General features: G+C 41.7%; 15 protein-coding genes. 7 read left to right on the top strand and 8 right to left on the bottom strand.

Translation table 11 applies throughout. The features are described 5' to 3' along the window. Nucleotides 1-369 precede the first annotated feature (369 nt). The 4 genes from H5058_RS17290 to H5058_RS17305 form a co-directional block, all read right to left on the bottom strand. Entirely contained in the window at nt 370-1926 is a 1557-nt protein-coding gene (locus H5058_RS17290) for an AbgT family transporter (RefSeq protein ID WP_011327678.1), read from the bottom strand. Between the two features lie 161 nt (nt 1927-2087). Further along, complete coding sequence (locus H5058_RS17295; RefSeq protein ID WP_011327677.1) at nt 2088-2363, bottom strand: YfcL family protein; 276 nt, start codon at nt 2361-2363, stop codon at nt 2088-2090. Between the two features lie 30 nt (nt 2364-2393). Then, nucleotides 2394-3509: an ATP-NAD kinase family protein gene (locus H5058_RS17300; protein WP_182679214.1), complete on the bottom strand. Its 1116-nt coding sequence runs from the start codon at nt 3507-3509 to the stop codon at nt 2394-2396. Continuing rightward, nucleotides 3499-4053 (bottom strand): elongation factor P hydroxylase, encoded by a 555-nt coding sequence (locus H5058_RS17305; protein WP_089367956.1) that lies wholly within the window; start codon nt 4051-4053, stop codon nt 3499-3501. The genes H5058_RS17300 and H5058_RS17305 overlap by 11 nt, the downstream gene beginning before the upstream one ends. A 302-nt stretch (nt 4054-4355) precedes the next feature. Here H5058_RS17305 and H5058_RS17310 point away from each other — a divergent pair, with 302 nt between their 5' ends. After that, entirely contained in the window at nt 4356-5048 is a 693-nt protein-coding gene (locus tag H5058_RS17310) for a 2'-5' RNA ligase family protein (protein WP_259398647.1), read from the top strand. Between the two features lie 9 nt (nt 5049-5057). On the opposite strand, the gene H5058_RS17315 is transcribed toward H5058_RS17310, so the two are convergent. The 3 genes from H5058_RS17315 to prmB form a co-directional block, all read right to left on the bottom strand. Beyond that, entirely contained in the window at nt 5058-5417 is a 360-nt protein-coding gene (locus tag H5058_RS17315; RefSeq protein ID WP_182679218.1) for a DUF4112 domain-containing protein, read from the bottom strand. A 125-nt stretch (nt 5418-5542) separates the two neighbouring features. Beyond that, nucleotides 5543-6640 (bottom strand): chorismate synthase, encoded by a 1098-nt coding sequence (aroC, locus tag H5058_RS17320; protein ID WP_086998304.1) that lies wholly within the window; start codon nt 6638-6640, stop codon nt 5543-5545. Nucleotides 6641-6745: 105 nt separating this feature from the next. Beyond that, the gene (gene prmB / locus H5058_RS17325; RefSeq protein WP_011327671.1) at nt 6746-7681 is read right to left on the bottom strand and encodes a 50S ribosomal protein L3 N(5)-glutamine methyltransferase; all 936 of its coding nucleotides are present in this window, start codon (nt 7679-7681) and stop codon (nt 6746-6748) included. 123 nt (nt 7682-7804) lie between these two features. Between prmB and smrB the strand changes: the two genes are divergently transcribed. Both smrB and H5058_RS17335 read left to right on the top strand, forming a co-directional pair. Next, nucleotides 7805-8362, top strand: a complete 558-nt coding sequence (gene smrB / locus H5058_RS17330) for an endonuclease SmrB (protein WP_041454372.1) — start codon at nt 7805-7807, stop codon at nt 8360-8362. Nucleotides 8363-8403: 41 nt separating this feature from the next. Further along, a complete protein-coding gene (locus H5058_RS17335; RefSeq protein WP_011327669.1) occupies nt 8404-9327 on the top strand; it encodes an AEC family transporter in 924 nt (307 codons plus the stop codon). A gap of 39 nt (nt 9328-9366) precedes the next feature. Here H5058_RS17335 and H5058_RS17340 read toward each other — a convergent pair whose 3' ends face one another. Continuing rightward, nucleotides 9367-10269, bottom strand: coding sequence for a LysR family transcriptional regulator (locus tag H5058_RS17340; protein ID WP_138561749.1), 903 nt, complete (start codon nt 10267-10269; stop codon nt 9367-9369). Between the two features lie 115 nt (nt 10270-10384). Between H5058_RS17340 and H5058_RS17345 the strand changes: the two genes are divergently transcribed. The 4 genes from H5058_RS17345 to H5058_RS17360 are packed head-to-tail and all read left to right on the top strand — an operon-like array spanning nt 10385 to nt 15014. After that, the gene (locus H5058_RS17345) at nt 10385-12082 is read left to right on the top strand and encodes an L-lactate permease (RefSeq protein WP_011327667.1); all 1698 of its coding nucleotides are present in this window, start codon (nt 10385-10387) and stop codon (nt 12080-12082) included. 12 nt (nt 12083-12094) lie between these two features. Continuing rightward, nucleotides 12095-12871, top strand: a complete 777-nt coding sequence (locus tag H5058_RS17350) for a (Fe-S)-binding protein (RefSeq protein ID WP_182679220.1) — start codon at nt 12095-12097, stop codon at nt 12869-12871. Then, complete coding sequence (locus H5058_RS17355; protein WP_011327665.1) at nt 12868-14367, top strand: LutB/LldF family L-lactate oxidation iron-sulfur protein; 1500 nt, start codon at nt 12868-12870, stop codon at nt 14365-14367. Before H5058_RS17350 ends, H5058_RS17355 begins: the two co-directional genes overlap by 4 nt. Then, a complete protein-coding gene (locus tag H5058_RS17360) occupies nt 14367-15014 on the top strand; it encodes a lactate utilization protein (protein ID WP_011327664.1) in 648 nt (215 codons plus the stop codon). The genes H5058_RS17355 and H5058_RS17360 overlap by 1 nt, the downstream gene beginning before the upstream one ends. Nucleotides 15015-15151: the final 137 nt, after the last annotated feature.

The following is a 15151-nucleotide window of genomic DNA, read 5'->3' on the forward strand; positions in this document are numbered from 1 at the left end:
TCTAGGCTCTAGGCTCTAGGCAAAAAATAATATTCCCCTGAGAAAATAAACCCGATATTTTATTTCTACCTCACAGCTAAATTCTCGCCTGCACACCCCTTTCTTATCTGCACTGCTCTATTACTTCTCTAAAGCGCAGTGTCTCCTATCCTCTTGGTGAATAACTCACTTAAAAGCATTTAAACAAAGAGCAGACAATCAGCAGTAAATGAGGAAGGCAATGCCATAGTAACTTTTAGCATTACTTTTATTAAGGTTACTTTATTCGGGGTACAGTGTTTGCCCTACGGTTAAATCTGATCTCTTAACACAAAAAAGCCCCACCAATTTCATGATGAGGCTTTTACTATATTACCTATTTGTTTTACGTTAAGGCGCTAGCGCTGGGTAAACGTAGCTGGCATCAAGCCCTAGCGGGATACCAAGTGCCCAGTAACCTAATAAAAAGATACTCCAGCCAATCATAAAGGCGATTGAGTACGGTAGCATAATAGCAATTAAAGTGCCTATGCCGGTGCCTTTCACATACTTTTGACAGTACACCACCACTAATGGGAAATAGGGCATTAACGGTGTAATAATATTAGAGCTTGAGTCACCAACACGATAAGCCGCTTGAGTTAAGTCTGGCGAAATACCAAGTTGCATTAGCATAGGTACAAATATGGGGCCAAGTAATGCCCATTTTGCTGAACTTGAACCTACAAATAAGTTAACAAAGCCGGTTAAAAAGATAATCCCCACAACCGTTACTGCACTTGGCAACTGCATTGCTTTTAATAACTGCGCGCCTTCGATTGCTAGCAATGCACCTAAGTTTGATTTACTAAATGCGGCAATAAATAACGAACAGAAAAATGCCATTACAATATAATATGCCATGCCGCTCATCGCTTTACTCATGGCATCTATCATGTCTTTAGAGGTTTTAAAGGTGCCTACGGTAAAGCCGTAAACCGCGCCGGGTATCCAAAATAATAAAAAGATTAACGGTACGATAGATTGCATTAATGGCGAGCTAAAATTAGTTAACGAGCCATCGCTGCTGCGCATTGCCGAGTTACTATCTGCCGATACATAAGCAAGTAACGCAAGGCCTGCAACCATAACTGAACTGGCAATTATAAATGCACGTTTTTCATCACTGCGGGCATCTTCAAATACGGGTAAATCTTCTTTAGCGCCATCTACCGCGGTTTTTTGTAAACGTGGTTCTATAATTTTATCGGTAATATACCAGCCTAATGCCACTATAAATAAGCTAGATGCTGAAGCAAATGCCCAGTTATTTAACGGGTTAATTGTCATTGCAGGATTAATTATTTGCGCCGCACTTTGGGTAAAACTTTGTAGCAATGGGTCGATACCCGATGGAATAAAGTTAGCCCCAAAACCACCACTCACACCAGCAAATGCAGCAGCAATACCCGCAAGCGGATGGCGCCCTGCAGCATAAAATATAACCCCAGCTAGTGGAATAACTAATACATAACCTGCATCAGTTGCGGTATGGCTTACAATGGCCACTAAAATAATTGAAGGCGTTAATAACTTTTTAGGCGTCACTTTAAGCATTAACTTAAGGCCGGTATTAATAAAGCCCGAATGCTCTGCAACCCCCACACCTAACATAGCCACTAACACTACGCCTAAGGGTGCAAAGCCGGTAAAGGTTTTTACCATAGAGGATAAAAAGGTGGCGAGCGAATCACTTGCTAGCATATTATTGATAATAATGGCTTCGCCGGTACGTGGATCTATTGCATCAAAGCTTACGCCTGAAAACCACCACGACAAAAACCAAATTAGTAACATGGCAAACAAAAATATAATGGCCGGATCAGGAAGCTTATTACCTACCCGTTCAACAAAATTTAAAAATCGTGCAATTAAACCAGTTGGCACTGCACTTTGGTTATTATTCATTCTTTAAAGCTCTCTAAATCATATTTTCAATAACCATATCCTATCTTTACACAACAGTAAATTAACCTGAGGCTAACTCCCTCATATCAATACTTTTAAACAAAAAAAACGCGATAAGCCAGTAGCGTATCGCGTTTAAATTAGTTTTAGCCTAGGTTTACTCAGGCCAATGCTTTTACTTCTTCCCACAAACGAGCAACAAGGGTTTTGTCATCTTCATTAAGTTCACCATTATGATAAGCCTTCACTAAGCTTTGCTCTACGGTTTCGTTAAGTTCATCTGTGCTAATAGTTAGCTTTTCTACTTGCGCATACCCTACTGCTAAGTCAAAGTGACCTCGCAAATAGCCTCCTGCAAATAATTCATCATCGGTGGCTTTAATCACTAAATCATCAAAATAGTGTTGGGCTGCATCAATATAGTTTACTAAACTCATTTATTCTGTCTCCTGGTTTTGCAATGGGTATTAATACCCTACTGCATACATAATGTGGTCGTTAAATCCGCATGTAACTTTAATATAACCGGTTAGTTCATCATCTAAACTGCTATCGCCGGTGTCACAAATAAGTGGGCGGCCATTTAAAGCCTGCAATTTTGTTTTTGTAGCTACTACTATAATGTTATTGGTGCCAATAGTGCGAATAAGCGCGGGGCTAAGCTGTTGATTACCACGACCAAAAATATGTCCTTGGCCGCCAATTAAGGTGATCACTAATTTAGTTTTTTGACCTTGCGTATGCTCAAGTAATTGCGCTGCGGTTAGGTCTTGCGCTATAAGGGTTTGATCTTTAACTAAATCGACACCTAAGAGTGTATTTTCTAACCCCATTTCTTCCATTACTGCAGCAACGGTTGAGCCACTGCCCATAATGTAAAAAGTGTCCTCATCCATTTCACTCACCACATAGGCGGCAATATCTACAAGCACTAACTCGTCGGTTTCTTTACCGCCATTTTTAACCGCTTGCATGTAACGCACTTCGCTTGGTACTTGCATTTCGCCATAACGTTTAGCTTTAACTGTGCCTTGTCTAAATGCCTCTTCGTCAATATCCATTACATCGGCGTCACCTAAGGTAACTAAATCGCCTTTTACCAGCATTTCGACTACACGCCCTGCTGCTTTTGGCGTGATTGCATATACCCCTGAGTGTATTTTGCAGCCAGCAGGAATACCCAGTACGGGTATTGTGTCCTCAACAGCATGGCAAATATTACGCGCTGTGCCGTCGCCTCCAGCAAATAAAACTAAATCTACACCTAGCTCTTTAAGTGCTTTTACAGCGTGCTCTGTGTCGTTGGCTGTGGTTATAGCATTGCTGTTATATATTACTTGCACCTTAAAGCCGAGTGCTTTAGCACAGTGCTCGCCCATATCGCCATTTACTGTATAAATAGTTAATTGGTTTTTATAAGGCAGTAATACTTCAAGTGCGGCTTTTGTACGGCTATTAGCTTTAGGCTGAGCGCCAAGTGCTAGCGCTTTTGCTGCAGTTGCTGCGCCATCGCTACCTTTTAACGCTACAGTGCCGCCTAAACCCGCTAGCGGGTTTATAATTAAACCTAACTTAAACTGCATCCTTGAGCTCCTTGGGATGTTGCCAATTAAATTGCTGTGCACTCATTGGCCATGGCGTATTATAAAAATGGCTTAGTGCTTTTAGCAATGCCTCGGTACGGGAGTTAAAACCGTTATTAATAAGTGTTAAAACTTGTTGGTGTACTCGCTGCTGAAAATCAAAACGACACGTTTGCTCGCCATTTAAATTATCTACCGACACATTAAATTCAAAACCTGCGGCGGTACTCAATAGCCACTCAATGGCTTGCGGTTTTATTTCTACATTTTCAAATTCGGCTTGTTTTTGCTTATCGCGGCCGTCGGGGCAATACCAATAGCCGTAATCTTCAAGTAAACGGCGCTTATCTCCCGCCACCAGCCAATGTGCTATTTCGTGCAGGGCACTGGCGTAAAAACCATGAGCAAACACAATTTGGTGATACGGCGTTTTATCACAGCTAGGAATATAAATAGGTTCGTGCTCGCCTTTAACCAGCCGCGTATTATAGCTTTGGTCAAAAGTGGCTGCAAAAATAGAAATTAAATCAGCAATTTTATGCATAAAAGTTTAATTACTTACTCTGAATATAGAGCTTACTGCTCATTATATTAAAAATGTGCGCGCTAAAAACGAGGTGAATTGTACGGGCTTTCGCAGCGAATGTAAAAAATTGGATGGCGGGTAACACTTCCATGTAACGGCGTTTTATAAATCCCATGGGGCTTGCTAATAATAGCTATACAAGGTGCTGCCAAATAGCTGGTATTTATACTGTTTGGCGTATTTACTGCTTGAGCAATAACCCTTACCATCACTATAACGACAGAGCTGCTTACTGAAATACTAAAATTATGTTTAAACTAATGAGTATAAAAAAGGTTGAATTTTTATTTATTGCCCTGCTTGGGCTTATGGGTGTATCACTGCCTGCTGTTGCAAAAAACATCAGTATTAATGTGTTTGCTATTCCTTCGCAACCAATCATTACTTTAATGGCGCAAACCAGTGATGTATTAAAACAAGCGGGTATGGTTAGCTTTTACGATAAAGGCATGCCGGTACACGCTACTTTATATTTAACTGACTTTGCGCCCGGTACAGAGGAGGAAATTAAACTTGCGGTAAAAAGCATCGTAGCGCAACAGCAACCATTTCCCATAACCGCTGAAGGCTTTAGCGTAACTAAAAGTAATTGGGCTTTTATTAATTTACAGCCGTCGCGCCAATTACAAAGACTATCTGACGAGATAACACTTGCCATTGAACCGCTGCGCGAGCGAAATGTTACTGTGCCTACTTGGGTTAAAAACTACCCCAACAAGTTAACTGCATTTAAGCGCTACGGCAGCCCTAATGTTTTTCAAAACTTTCAGCCACATTTAACATTATTAGCTAACGAGAAAAGCCCTCAACTGGCTGTTATAAATAAACAAATACAGGCTAACCCACCTAAAGCGCAGGGGCAAATAATAGGTGTAGGTATAGGAATTTCAGATCAGTTTGGTCAACAAAAGCAGGTTATTGCAGAGTACTTTTTTAACAAGGGTAAAAGCTAAATTGCTTTATTACTTTTGCTGCGCTAAGTATTTTTTTAGTAGCTGGGTATTTCGGGTGTTTGCTTTAAAGTAAGCATCAAAAATATCGCCTACTATGGGTAGTAAACCGCCCACAAAGTCGATAAGCATATTAGCTAATATACGTAGTTTTATAGTCCAGCTAACACCTAAGCGCTGCGCTTCAATTAATACATAAGCAGATAAAATAAAACCGGCCATATCACCGGCAACGGGCAATAAACCAATAATCGCATCGGCACCAACTTTAAAGTTAGTAAAAGGAATTTTTAAACTGCTGTCGGTAATGAAGCTAAAACGCTCCAGCCTTTTCAGTACAGCTTGTTGCTGAGCCTTTACGTTATTTGTCATTGTCACATTTAGCTCCCTCAAACCTGTTTAATTAACTTTAGTTAAAAAGTTGAACTTGCACTGATAAACAAATACAAAAAACGCGGATCGCCCGCGTTTTTATTATCTACTTAATGTAACTCTAATTATACCGAACCGGGTATCGGCCCATGCTCGTGGTGTACATGTGGGTTTTGTCCACGTTGACGTAGCAAATGATCCATTAAAGTAATGGCCATCATCGCCTCAGCAATTGGCACAGCACGAATACCTACACACGGATCGTGACGACCTTTGGTGATCATCTCAACCGCTTCGTTTTCAGTATTTATACTGTTACCCGGTATGGTAATGCTTGAGGTAGGTTTTAGCGCAATAGAAGCAATAATATCTTGCCCCGTAGAAATACCGGCTAATACGCCGCCCGCATGGTTAGAGGTAAACCCTTGTGGTGTTAGTTCATCGCGGTGCTCTGAGCCTTTTTGCTCAATTACATCAAAGCCGTCGCCAATTTCAACACCTTTAACCGCGTTAATGCTCATTAACGAATGCGCAAGTTCGGCGTCAAGGCGGTCAAATACTGGCTCACCAAGGCCTACAGGTACATTACTTGCCACTACTTTTACTTTTGCGCCTACTGAGTCACCTTGCTTTTTAAGGCCGCGCATATATTCATCAAGCGCTTCTAACTTGCTCACATCAGGAAAAAAGAATAAGTTGTTTTCAACTTCGTTCCAATCAAAAACGTCTGCTTTAATTGGCCCTAACTGACTTAAGCAGGCTTTTATTTCGATACCATGAAATTGTTTTAAATATTTTTTAGCAATAGAGCCCGCAGCAACACGAATTGCCGTTTCGCGCGCTGATGAGCGACCACCACCGCGATAATCGCGCAGGCCGTATTTATGCCAATAGGTGTAATCGCCATGACCTGGGCGAAACACATCTTTAATTTTGCCGTAATCTTTTGAGCGTTGATCGGTGTTTTCAATAAGTAAACCTATGCTAGTACCTGTGGTTTTACCTTCAAATACGCCTGAAAGAATTTTTATCTGATCGTCTTCACGGCGCTGCGTGGTATAACGACTTTGCCCCGGTTTACGACGGTCTAAATCTATTTGTAGGTCGGCCTCGGTGATTTCAAGACCTGCTGGTGTACCATCAACAACGCCGCCTAATGCAACGCCGTGGCTCTCACCAAAAGTAGACACTTTAAATAACTGTCCAATGCTATTACCTGCCATTACTTTTCCTCATTCCTAATGACTACCAATAGCCGAGCTTTACACTCGGCTATTTACTTATATCAATTTATATTCAAATACATTTTCTATAAATGATATTGATTTTTATTGTGCAAAATACTCATCAAGTTGCTGCTTGCTAATAACAAACACACCTAAACCACCTTGTTCAAACTCAACCCATTCAAATGGCGCACCCGGATACAATGCATCCATATGTACCATAGAGTTACCTACCTCTACAAACAATAAGCCGTTTGCAGTAAGGTGCTTACTTGCTTCGCTTAATATAGTGCGGGTTACGTCTAGGCCGTCGTGGCCTGAAGCCAAACCAAGTTCTGGTTCATGATGAAACTCACGCGGTAAGTCGGCCATGTCCTCAGCATCAACGTACGGCGGGTTAGCTATGATCAGGTCGTATGTTTGCCCTGGTACACCACTAAACACATCTGACTGAATTGGCAATACTCGTTCACTTAGCTGGTAGTCTGTAATATTTATGTCGGCTACTTCTAGAGCTTCATAAGAAATATCAACCGCATCTACCTGCGCATTTTCAAACGCTTGTGCAAGTGCAATCGCGATACAACCAGAACCCGTACATAAATCTAAAATACGCTTAACCGACTCAGGCTCTTCAAGCCAAGGGGTAAAGCGGTTATTAATTAACTCTGCAAATGGCGAACGTGGAATAAGTACGCGCTCGTCTACATAAAATGGCATATTCGCAAACCAAGCAATGTTGGTTAAATACGGCACTGGGGTAAAATCGTTAATACGCTCAGCAATTAAGCCCGCTAAGCTGTTTTTTTCTGTACTCGTTAAACGCGCATGCATTAATTCTTTCGGCGCATCTATTGGTAAGCTTAATGCGGGTAATAATAAATTTACCGCTTCGTCCCACGCATTATCAGTACCGTGACCAAAAAAAATACCACTGCTGGCAAATTGGCTTGTAGTCCAACGTAACCAGTCGTGTAAGGTTGAAAGTTCTGCTACAGCTTCTTCTAGCGTTGCTTCTTCTATTTGTAATTCACTCATGTGTATTGCCTGCCTGCTACTTTCAAAATTATTAATTCAATCGAGGCCACAATCGCCTCCCGATTGCCCTATTGTAACGCCTTTTATCTCGATTTTTACCCTTTTTTTGTTTAGACTGCCGCTATGAAAAAAGATCCTTATTCAAACAGCCCAATTAGCAATGATGACATTGACATGTTTCGTCAAAGTATCACTGGTGCGCGCGTTTTTAAACAAGACACTCACCGCTTTACTAATAAGCCTAAAGTGTCACAAGCAAAGCAGTTTGCCCAGCAAAAAAAGCAACAACAGTCAGAATTCTTCTTTTCGGATGAATATATACCTGATATTGATACCAATGGTACGGTTAATTATGTACAAGATGGCCAAGACCGCTTTTTAGCTAAGCAACTACGCCGTGGTGACTTTGTTCCTGATTTAACCCTAGATTTGCATGGCTTAAATAAAGAGTCTGCAAAAGATGAGCTAGCTGGTTTGATCCACGAATGCAAAAAGAAACATTACTATTGTGCATGCATAATTCATGGCATTGGTGGGCATATACTCAGGCACAAAGTACCGCAGTATTTAGTACAACACCCAGACGTAATTGCAATGCACCAAGCACCGCTTGAATATGGTGGTAAAGGCGCTGTACTTATTTTAATTAATTTACCGCAAAGTGATGAGTTTAGGCGTTAAATAACCACAGCTCTGGTTAAATACTATTTAAGGCGATATTAGTGTCTATTTTTTCAATTATATTTCCGCTGGTATTTATTGTTACTGCTGGTTTTATTAGCACTAAGTCACAATTTTTAGAACAACAACATATAACTGGTATTAGTAAATTTACCTTTTATATTAGTATTCCCGCTTTTTTATTTTTAAATATGGCGCAAGCTAACTTACACAATAGTGTGAGCTTAAATGGCTTTTTAAGTTTTTATATTGCGGTTGTGGGTGTTTTTATAATTGGCGCTTTAATAGACCGATTTTTAATTACTAAGCACAGTGATTATCAACGCCATAGCGTATTTGCTCTTGGCAGTAGCTATTCAAATACCGTACTGGTTGGCTTACCAATAATTATTGCAGCAATTGGCCGTGAAATGATTGGTATAGTATTTATGATTATCACTTTTCATAGTGCATTGTTATTTACTCTCACCTTTTTAGTGAGTGCAAAAAGCGAAAAAAGTGCGTTTTCGTGGCAACAATTTGCCAAAAACATGCTGTTAAACCCTGTGGTACTTAGCATTAGCCTAGGGTTATTGGCTAATGTTTTAGGCCTTACATTGCCACTGGATATTATTAATGGCTTAGATTTACTCTCACAACCCGCTATTGGCTGCGCACTATTTGTGTTGGGAGCTAATTTAGCATTTTATAAAATAAGCCAAAACTGGCAACCCGCGCTAATCGCCACATTATTAAAGCTAGTATTACTGCCCTGCTTAGTATTATTGTTAGGCCGATTTGTGTTTATGCTAGAGGCGCAACTACTCAACGTACTTATATTATTAAGTGCATCGCCTTTAGGTGTTAATGCCTACCTTATTGCTAATCAAATAAAACAGCACCAAGCAACGCTTGCCAGCACTGTGGTTATGTCGACCGTTTTAAGTGGTATAAGCTTTAGCATTTGGTTGTGTCTTTTATTGTAGTTCCTCAACATACTCTGCTGCCCATCAAACAAAACAAGCTTAAAAGTAATCGCTAAGTTCACTGTAGGCATTAGTAATATACTCGATCAGCAGTTTAATTTTTTCTGGCTGATGGCGCGTATACGGATACACAGCATATACCCCTAGTTCACGAGGTTGATACTCAGATAAAATAGCCACCAGTTCGCCAGTTAGCAAATGCTCATACACACAACAACGTGGTACATAGACAATGCCATAACCCGATAGCGCATTTTGCCTAAGTGCTTGTGCGGTATTAGCCGAAAAGTTTCCTTTAATGGCAATACTAACCTCCTCACCTTGGTGAGTAAAACGCCATTCGCGAGCACCTTTATTTTGATAGGTATAGGCTAAACAGTTATGTCGACTTAGATCGTCTAAGTTGCTTGGTTCGCCAAATTTTTCGATATAATTAGGCGCACAACACACCACCCAACGCGATTTAATAATAGGCTTTGCAATTAAACTTGAATCTGCTAATACGCCGGTTCTAATCGCTAAATCAATGCGTTTATCAACCAAGTCAATAAAGTCATTCTCTAGCCGCATATCAACATTCACATTAGGGTACTTTTCACAAAATTGGCCCACTACTTGCGCTAGCAGTAGCTCCCCTGAAATGGTCGGTACGGTCATTTTAATCGAACCACTAATTGCTCCACGGTAGGCACTAACACTATTTAATGCGTCACTTAATTGTAATTCTATTGACTTTGCATGTTGATACAGCGAGCTGCCCGCTTCGGTTAAGCTTAGTTTGCGGGTAGTTCGATATAATAGCTGCACACCTAAATCCTTTTCTAGCCTACTGATTTTTTTAGAAAGAGCCGGGGTCGATATCCCCGCAACCTCTGCTGCTTTATTAAATGATTGTGCGTCAACTACTAATGAAAATAACGTCAGTTCATGGGCATTAGCCATTCATTACACCTTTTTTGGAAACAATTCATTAATTTACAGACTATATATAAACAATAAATTAACTACTAGAGTAACAGCATAAAAATTACTATAAAAAATTAAGCGTGGTTACTCTATGTCGATATACCTGCAAGCTCTGCTTGCTTTTACTCCTATATTACTTGCCGCTTTATTGCTGATCCCGTTGCAATGGCCAGCAAAGCGTGCCATGCCCGTGGTGTTAATCGTTACTATGGCTATTGCTTATTTTGCCTGGGAAATGTCATTTAACCGTATTTTAGCAAGCAGCCTTCAAGGTATGCTGGTGACCATCTCTGTATTATGGATTATTTTTGGCGCCATTATGTTGCTCAACACATTGCAACACTCTGGTGCGATCAGCACGATTCGCAGTGGTTTTGCCGATATCAGTCCCGATAGGCGGATTCAGGTTATTATTATTGCTTGGTTATTTGGCTCATTTATTGAAGGCGCAACCGGTTTTGGTACACCCGCTGCGATTGCAGCTCCCCTCTTGGTAGCGATGGGCTTTCCTGCTATGGCAGCGATTATGATTGGCATGATGATCCAATCGACACCGGTATCGTTTGGTGCGGTGGGTACGCCGATTATTATTGGTGTTAGTAATGGCTTAGATAAAGCGTTACTCAGTGAACAATTACTGACAAATAACAGTAGCTGGGAGCAATTTTTAGTATTAATAACCTCTGAAGTTGCCATTGGCCATGCCATTACTGGCACTTTAATGCCGTTATTAATGATCTGTATGATGACGCGCTTTTTTGGCAAAAATAACAGCTGGCGCGAGGGCTTTCAAGTGGCTCCTTTTGCTCTATTTGCTGGACTTGCGTTTACCATCCCGTATGCGTTAACCGGTGTTTTTATCGGCCCTGAATTTCCTTCAATAATTGGTGCCTTGGTTGGGCTAGCGATAGTCGTACCGTGCGCGAAAGCTAAGTTTTTAATACCCACTCAGTCATGGGACTTTGCCCCGCGCGAAAAATGGCCAACAACTTGGCTGGGGAATATTGCTTTTAGCGCCCCCACTAAAATCAAAGCCCCTATGTCGTTATTTAGAGCGTGGCTGCCGTATTTGCTAGTGGCGTTATTATTAGTGGCGAGTCGTTTGTCAACAGATTTAAAAGCACTGCTTAATCAATTCTCATTACAATTTAACCTAATTTTAGACGAGCCGGATATTAGCGGCAGTATTGCGCCATTGTATTTACCTGGTGGTATTTTGTTGTTTGTATCATTGCTGACGCTGTTTATTCATAAAATGAAAGTATCTGAAATTACTGATGCCGCTAAAGATGCCTCAAAAGTACTATTCAGTGCAGGCTTTGTGTTAATTTTTACCATTCCTATGGTACGTATTTTAATTAATTCTGGCGTGAACGACGCCGGCTTAGACGCCATGCCTGTTGCTATGGCTAATTTAATTGCGTTGACTTTTGGTGACATCTACCCACTTTTTGCTCCTATGGTAGGCGCCCTAGGCGCGTTTATTGCCGGCTCAAATACCGTGAGTAATATGATGCTTAGCCAGTTTCAATTTGAAGTGGCCAATGCGTTGTCTATTTCCGGCGCGTTATTGGTTGCGTTGCAAGCCATCGGCGCTGCCGCTGGGAATATGATTGCAATTCATAATGTCGTTGCCGCCTCTGCAACGGTGGGTTTACTCAATCAAGAAGGGGCAACCATAAAGCGTACTATCATACCCACATTCTACTACGTACTCACTGCTGGATTACTCGGTTTGATCGCCAGTTACGTCTTTAATATTACCGACCCACTTAACCATTTAGGATAACAAGGATTAGCAATGAGCCAGTTAAATACAATACACCTAAGACACTACCCGACAAACCCAAACCAGGTTTACTTATTCGGCACCTGCCTCAACGATACGCTGTTTCCTGACTCAGGTATTGACGCAATTGAGTTTTTAGAGCGCCAAGGCATTGAGGTTATTTTTCCGCAGGGGCAAAGCTGCTGTGGCCAACCCGCTTATAACTCTGGCTATACCGAGCAAGCCAAAGCGGTGGCGCGTGAGCAAGTGAAGCATTTTGCATTAGATATTCCAATTGTGGTTATTTCTGGTTCTTGTGGCGGTATGATGCGCCATCACTACCAAGAACTACTTAAAGATGAGCCTAACATAAATGCGTTTTGTGACCGTATTTTTGAGTTCACTGAGTTTTTAGTGCATGCATTAAAAATAAAACTAACCGATAGCGGCCCTTATGAACGGGTTGCAATGCATACTTCCTGCGCTGCACGCAGAGAAATGGGCGTGCATATCACCAGCAAAAAATTATTATCCCAGCTCAGCCAAGTCGAGTTAATAACCCATGACTATGAAAGTGAATGCTGCGGCTTTGGTGGCACTTTTGCAGTAAAGCATGGTGATATCTCTAATGCAATGGTGGCCGATAAAAGCGCCAACTTACTAGCCGCCGACGTAGTACGTTATGTCAGTGCTGACTGGGGATGTATGATGAACATTAATGGCGCACTGAGGCATCAAAAAGCGCCATTACAAGGGGAGCATATCGCCAGCTACCTATTAAGTCGCACCACCGCAGGAGGTGAGATATGAGTGAAAAACATATCGATCCACGTCAAGCGACACAAGACGAAAGTAAATATGCCGCTTCAGCGCGTTCTTTCAAAGAAAATGTTAAACGCGACCTAGCTAACGATGAACTGCGCAGTAATTTTCGCGGCGCCATGGATTATCTGGTCGAGAAACGCAAAAATGCTTTTAGCGACCTTGATGAGCTAGAAACACTTAGAGAGCAATGTAAACTAATAAAACAACGTAGTTTAGTAAAGTTACCGATTTTGTTAGAGCTGTTAGAGCAACAACTGACACAAAACGGTATTAAGGTTCATTGGGCCGAAACCTGCTCGCAAGCCAACGAAATTATTAGCGCAATTATTGCTGATAAAGATGGCAAAACGGTGGTTAAAGGCAAGTCGATGGTGTCTGAAGAAACCGCGCTTAACGATCATCTCGAAGCTAATAATATTGAGTGCTTAGAATCTGATATGGGTGAGTACATAGTACAACTCGCTAAACAGCACCCGTCACATATTATTATGCCGGCGATTCACCAAAATAAGCAGCAAGTCGCCGATTTATTTACAAAAAACATCGCCGGTTTTGAGCACACCACCGACGTAGATGCACTCATTCAGCAAGGGAGAAAAGTACTTCGCGATAAATTTTGCCATGCCGATGTGGGTATCACTGGGGTTAATTTTGCCGTTGCCGAGACGGGCACATTATGTTTAGTAGAGAACGAAGGCAATGGCCGTATGTGTACCACAGTGCCCAAGTTACATATTGCCATCACCGGCATAGAAAAAGTGGTTGAAAAGCTTGTTGATATTCCCCCGCTTCTGAGTTTATTAACACGCAGTGCAACCGGCCAAGCGATCTCAACCTATTTTAATATGATTAGTCACCCACGCCAGCTCGGTGAAAAAGATGGCCCAGAAGAGGTACATTTGGTGTTACTCGATAATGGCCGTAGTCAAATGTATAGCGATGAAGAGCTACGTCAAACATTACAGTGTATTCGCTGTGGTGCCTGTATGAACCACTGCCCCGTGTATACTCGTATTGGTGGTCATGCTTATGGCACAGTATACCCTGGGCCTATCGGGAAAATTGTCTCGCCCCACATGCTTGGGCTAGAAGCAACTACTCATCACCCCAACGCCTCGTCGTTATGTGGCGCATGCGGTGATGTATGCCCGGTTAAAATTCCGATCCCTAAATTACTGTTACGACTACGCCAAGAAAGCGTCAAACCAGCATCGCAGCAACCACATATAATGAAAGGCCAAGGCAGTGGTCGTAAAAATAAAGAAGTGTTGATATGGAGTATCTGGTCCATCATTCATCGCTCTCCTTGGCTGTATCAATCGAGCATGTGGCTAGTAACACGGCTACGGTTTTTATTACCCGCGAAACTTGGTCCTTGGACCGAAGCTAGAACAGCGCCAAAACTAGCGTCAAAAACATTGCACCAACGGGTGAAAGAACGTGAAAAAGCAAAGCAGCTAAAGCAACGCAAGGAATCATAATGAGTAATGCACGCAGAAGTATTTTAAACAAGCTGAAACAGCAGATACAAGAAGTAGATTATGACAAACTTCCTCAAGAATACGCTGTTAACTATGCTAAGTTAACCCCGCAGCAATACCTTGAGCAGTTTACTACACAATTAAAAAGTAACCATGCGCAAGTGATAAGCATAGCTCGCAGCGAATTAGCGACACATATTTATATTGAATTGAAAAAACGTAATATTAATCACTTACTATACGGCGAGCAGTGCCAATATACTAACGAGATTGAACAGCTAAACAGCGCGATCACTCTCGAAAAGTATAACTTTGACTTTAGTGAACATAAAGAGCGGTTGTTTGATCAGGTAGCGGCTGGTATTACAGGCTCACGCTGCGCAATTGCGCAAACGGGCACGATTGTGTTGTGGCCTACAGTTGCTGAGCCGCGCACTTTATCGTTAGTGCCCCCTGTACACTTTGTTATTGTGGATAGCCAAACACTCTACCCCACTTTTAGTGAGTTACTTGAAAAGGAGCAGTGGCATAATAAGCTGCCTACTAATGTGGTGTTTATTTCGGGTCCATCAAAAACTGCTGATATTCAACAGACGCTTGCCTATGGCGCACATGGACCCAAAGAGTTAATTGTATTAATCATCTAAGCATTTTAAATTCATCGAGTAGGGTGAGGCTTTTGCCTCATCCCTCTCACAGAGCCGTACGTACGGGCCTCGTATACGGCTCCTGTATTCTTCTATCCCTTCGGCTTATTTTCTAAACGCCGATTGAGCAAGCCATC

It is taken from the genome of Pseudoalteromonas sp. SR45-4, from assembly GCF_014163535.1.
GTDB lineage: Bacteria > Pseudomonadota > Gammaproteobacteria > Enterobacterales > Alteromonadaceae > Pseudoalteromonas > Pseudoalteromonas nigrifaciens.

Excerpts from the sequence above, each read along its gene's own strand:
- smrB (WP_041454372.1), top strand. The coding sequence starts at position 7,805 with ATGAAAAAAGATCCTTATTCAAACAGCCCAATTAGCAATGATGACATT.
- H5058_RS17290 (WP_011327678.1), bottom strand. The coding sequence starts at position 1,926 with ATGAATAATAACCAAAGTGCAGTGCCAACTGGTTTAATTGCACGATTT.
- H5058_RS17355 (WP_011327665.1), top strand. The coding sequence starts at position 12,868 with ATGAGTGAAAAACATATCGATCCACGTCAAGCGACACAAGACGAAAGT.
- H5058_RS17350 (WP_182679220.1), top strand. The coding sequence starts at position 12,095 with ATGAGCCAGTTAAATACAATACACCTAAGACACTACCCGACAAACCCA.
- H5058_RS17310 (WP_259398647.1), top strand. The coding sequence starts at position 4,356 with ATGAGTATAAAAAAGGTTGAATTTTTATTTATTGCCCTGCTTGGGCTT.
- aroC (WP_086998304.1), bottom strand. The coding sequence starts at position 6,640 with ATGGCAGGTAATAGCATTGGACAGTTATTTAAAGTGTCTACTTTTGGT.
- H5058_RS17300 (WP_182679214.1), bottom strand. The coding sequence starts at position 3,509 with ATGCAGTTTAAGTTAGGTTTAATTATAAACCCGCTAGCGGGTTTAGGC.
- H5058_RS17305 (WP_089367956.1), bottom strand. The coding sequence starts at position 4,053 with ATGCATAAAATTGCTGATTTAATTTCTATTTTTGCAGCCACTTTTGAC.
- prmB (WP_011327671.1), bottom strand. The coding sequence starts at position 7,681 with ATGAGTGAATTACAAATAGAAGAAGCAACGCTAGAAGAAGCTGTAGCA.
- H5058_RS17360 (WP_011327664.1), top strand. The coding sequence starts at position 14,367 with ATGAGTAATGCACGCAGAAGTATTTTAAACAAGCTGAAACAGCAGATA.
- H5058_RS17340 (WP_138561749.1), bottom strand. The coding sequence starts at position 10,269 with ATGGCTAATGCCCATGAACTGACGTTATTTTCATTAGTAGTTGACGCA.
- H5058_RS17345 (WP_011327667.1), top strand. The coding sequence starts at position 10,385 with ATGTCGATATACCTGCAAGCTCTGCTTGCTTTTACTCCTATATTACTT.
- H5058_RS17295 (WP_011327677.1), bottom strand. The coding sequence starts at position 2,363 with ATGAGTTTAGTAAACTATATTGATGCAGCCCAACACTATTTTGATGAT.
- H5058_RS17315 (WP_182679218.1), bottom strand. The coding sequence starts at position 5,417 with ATGACAAATAACGTAAAGGCTCAGCAACAAGCTGTACTGAAAAGGCTG.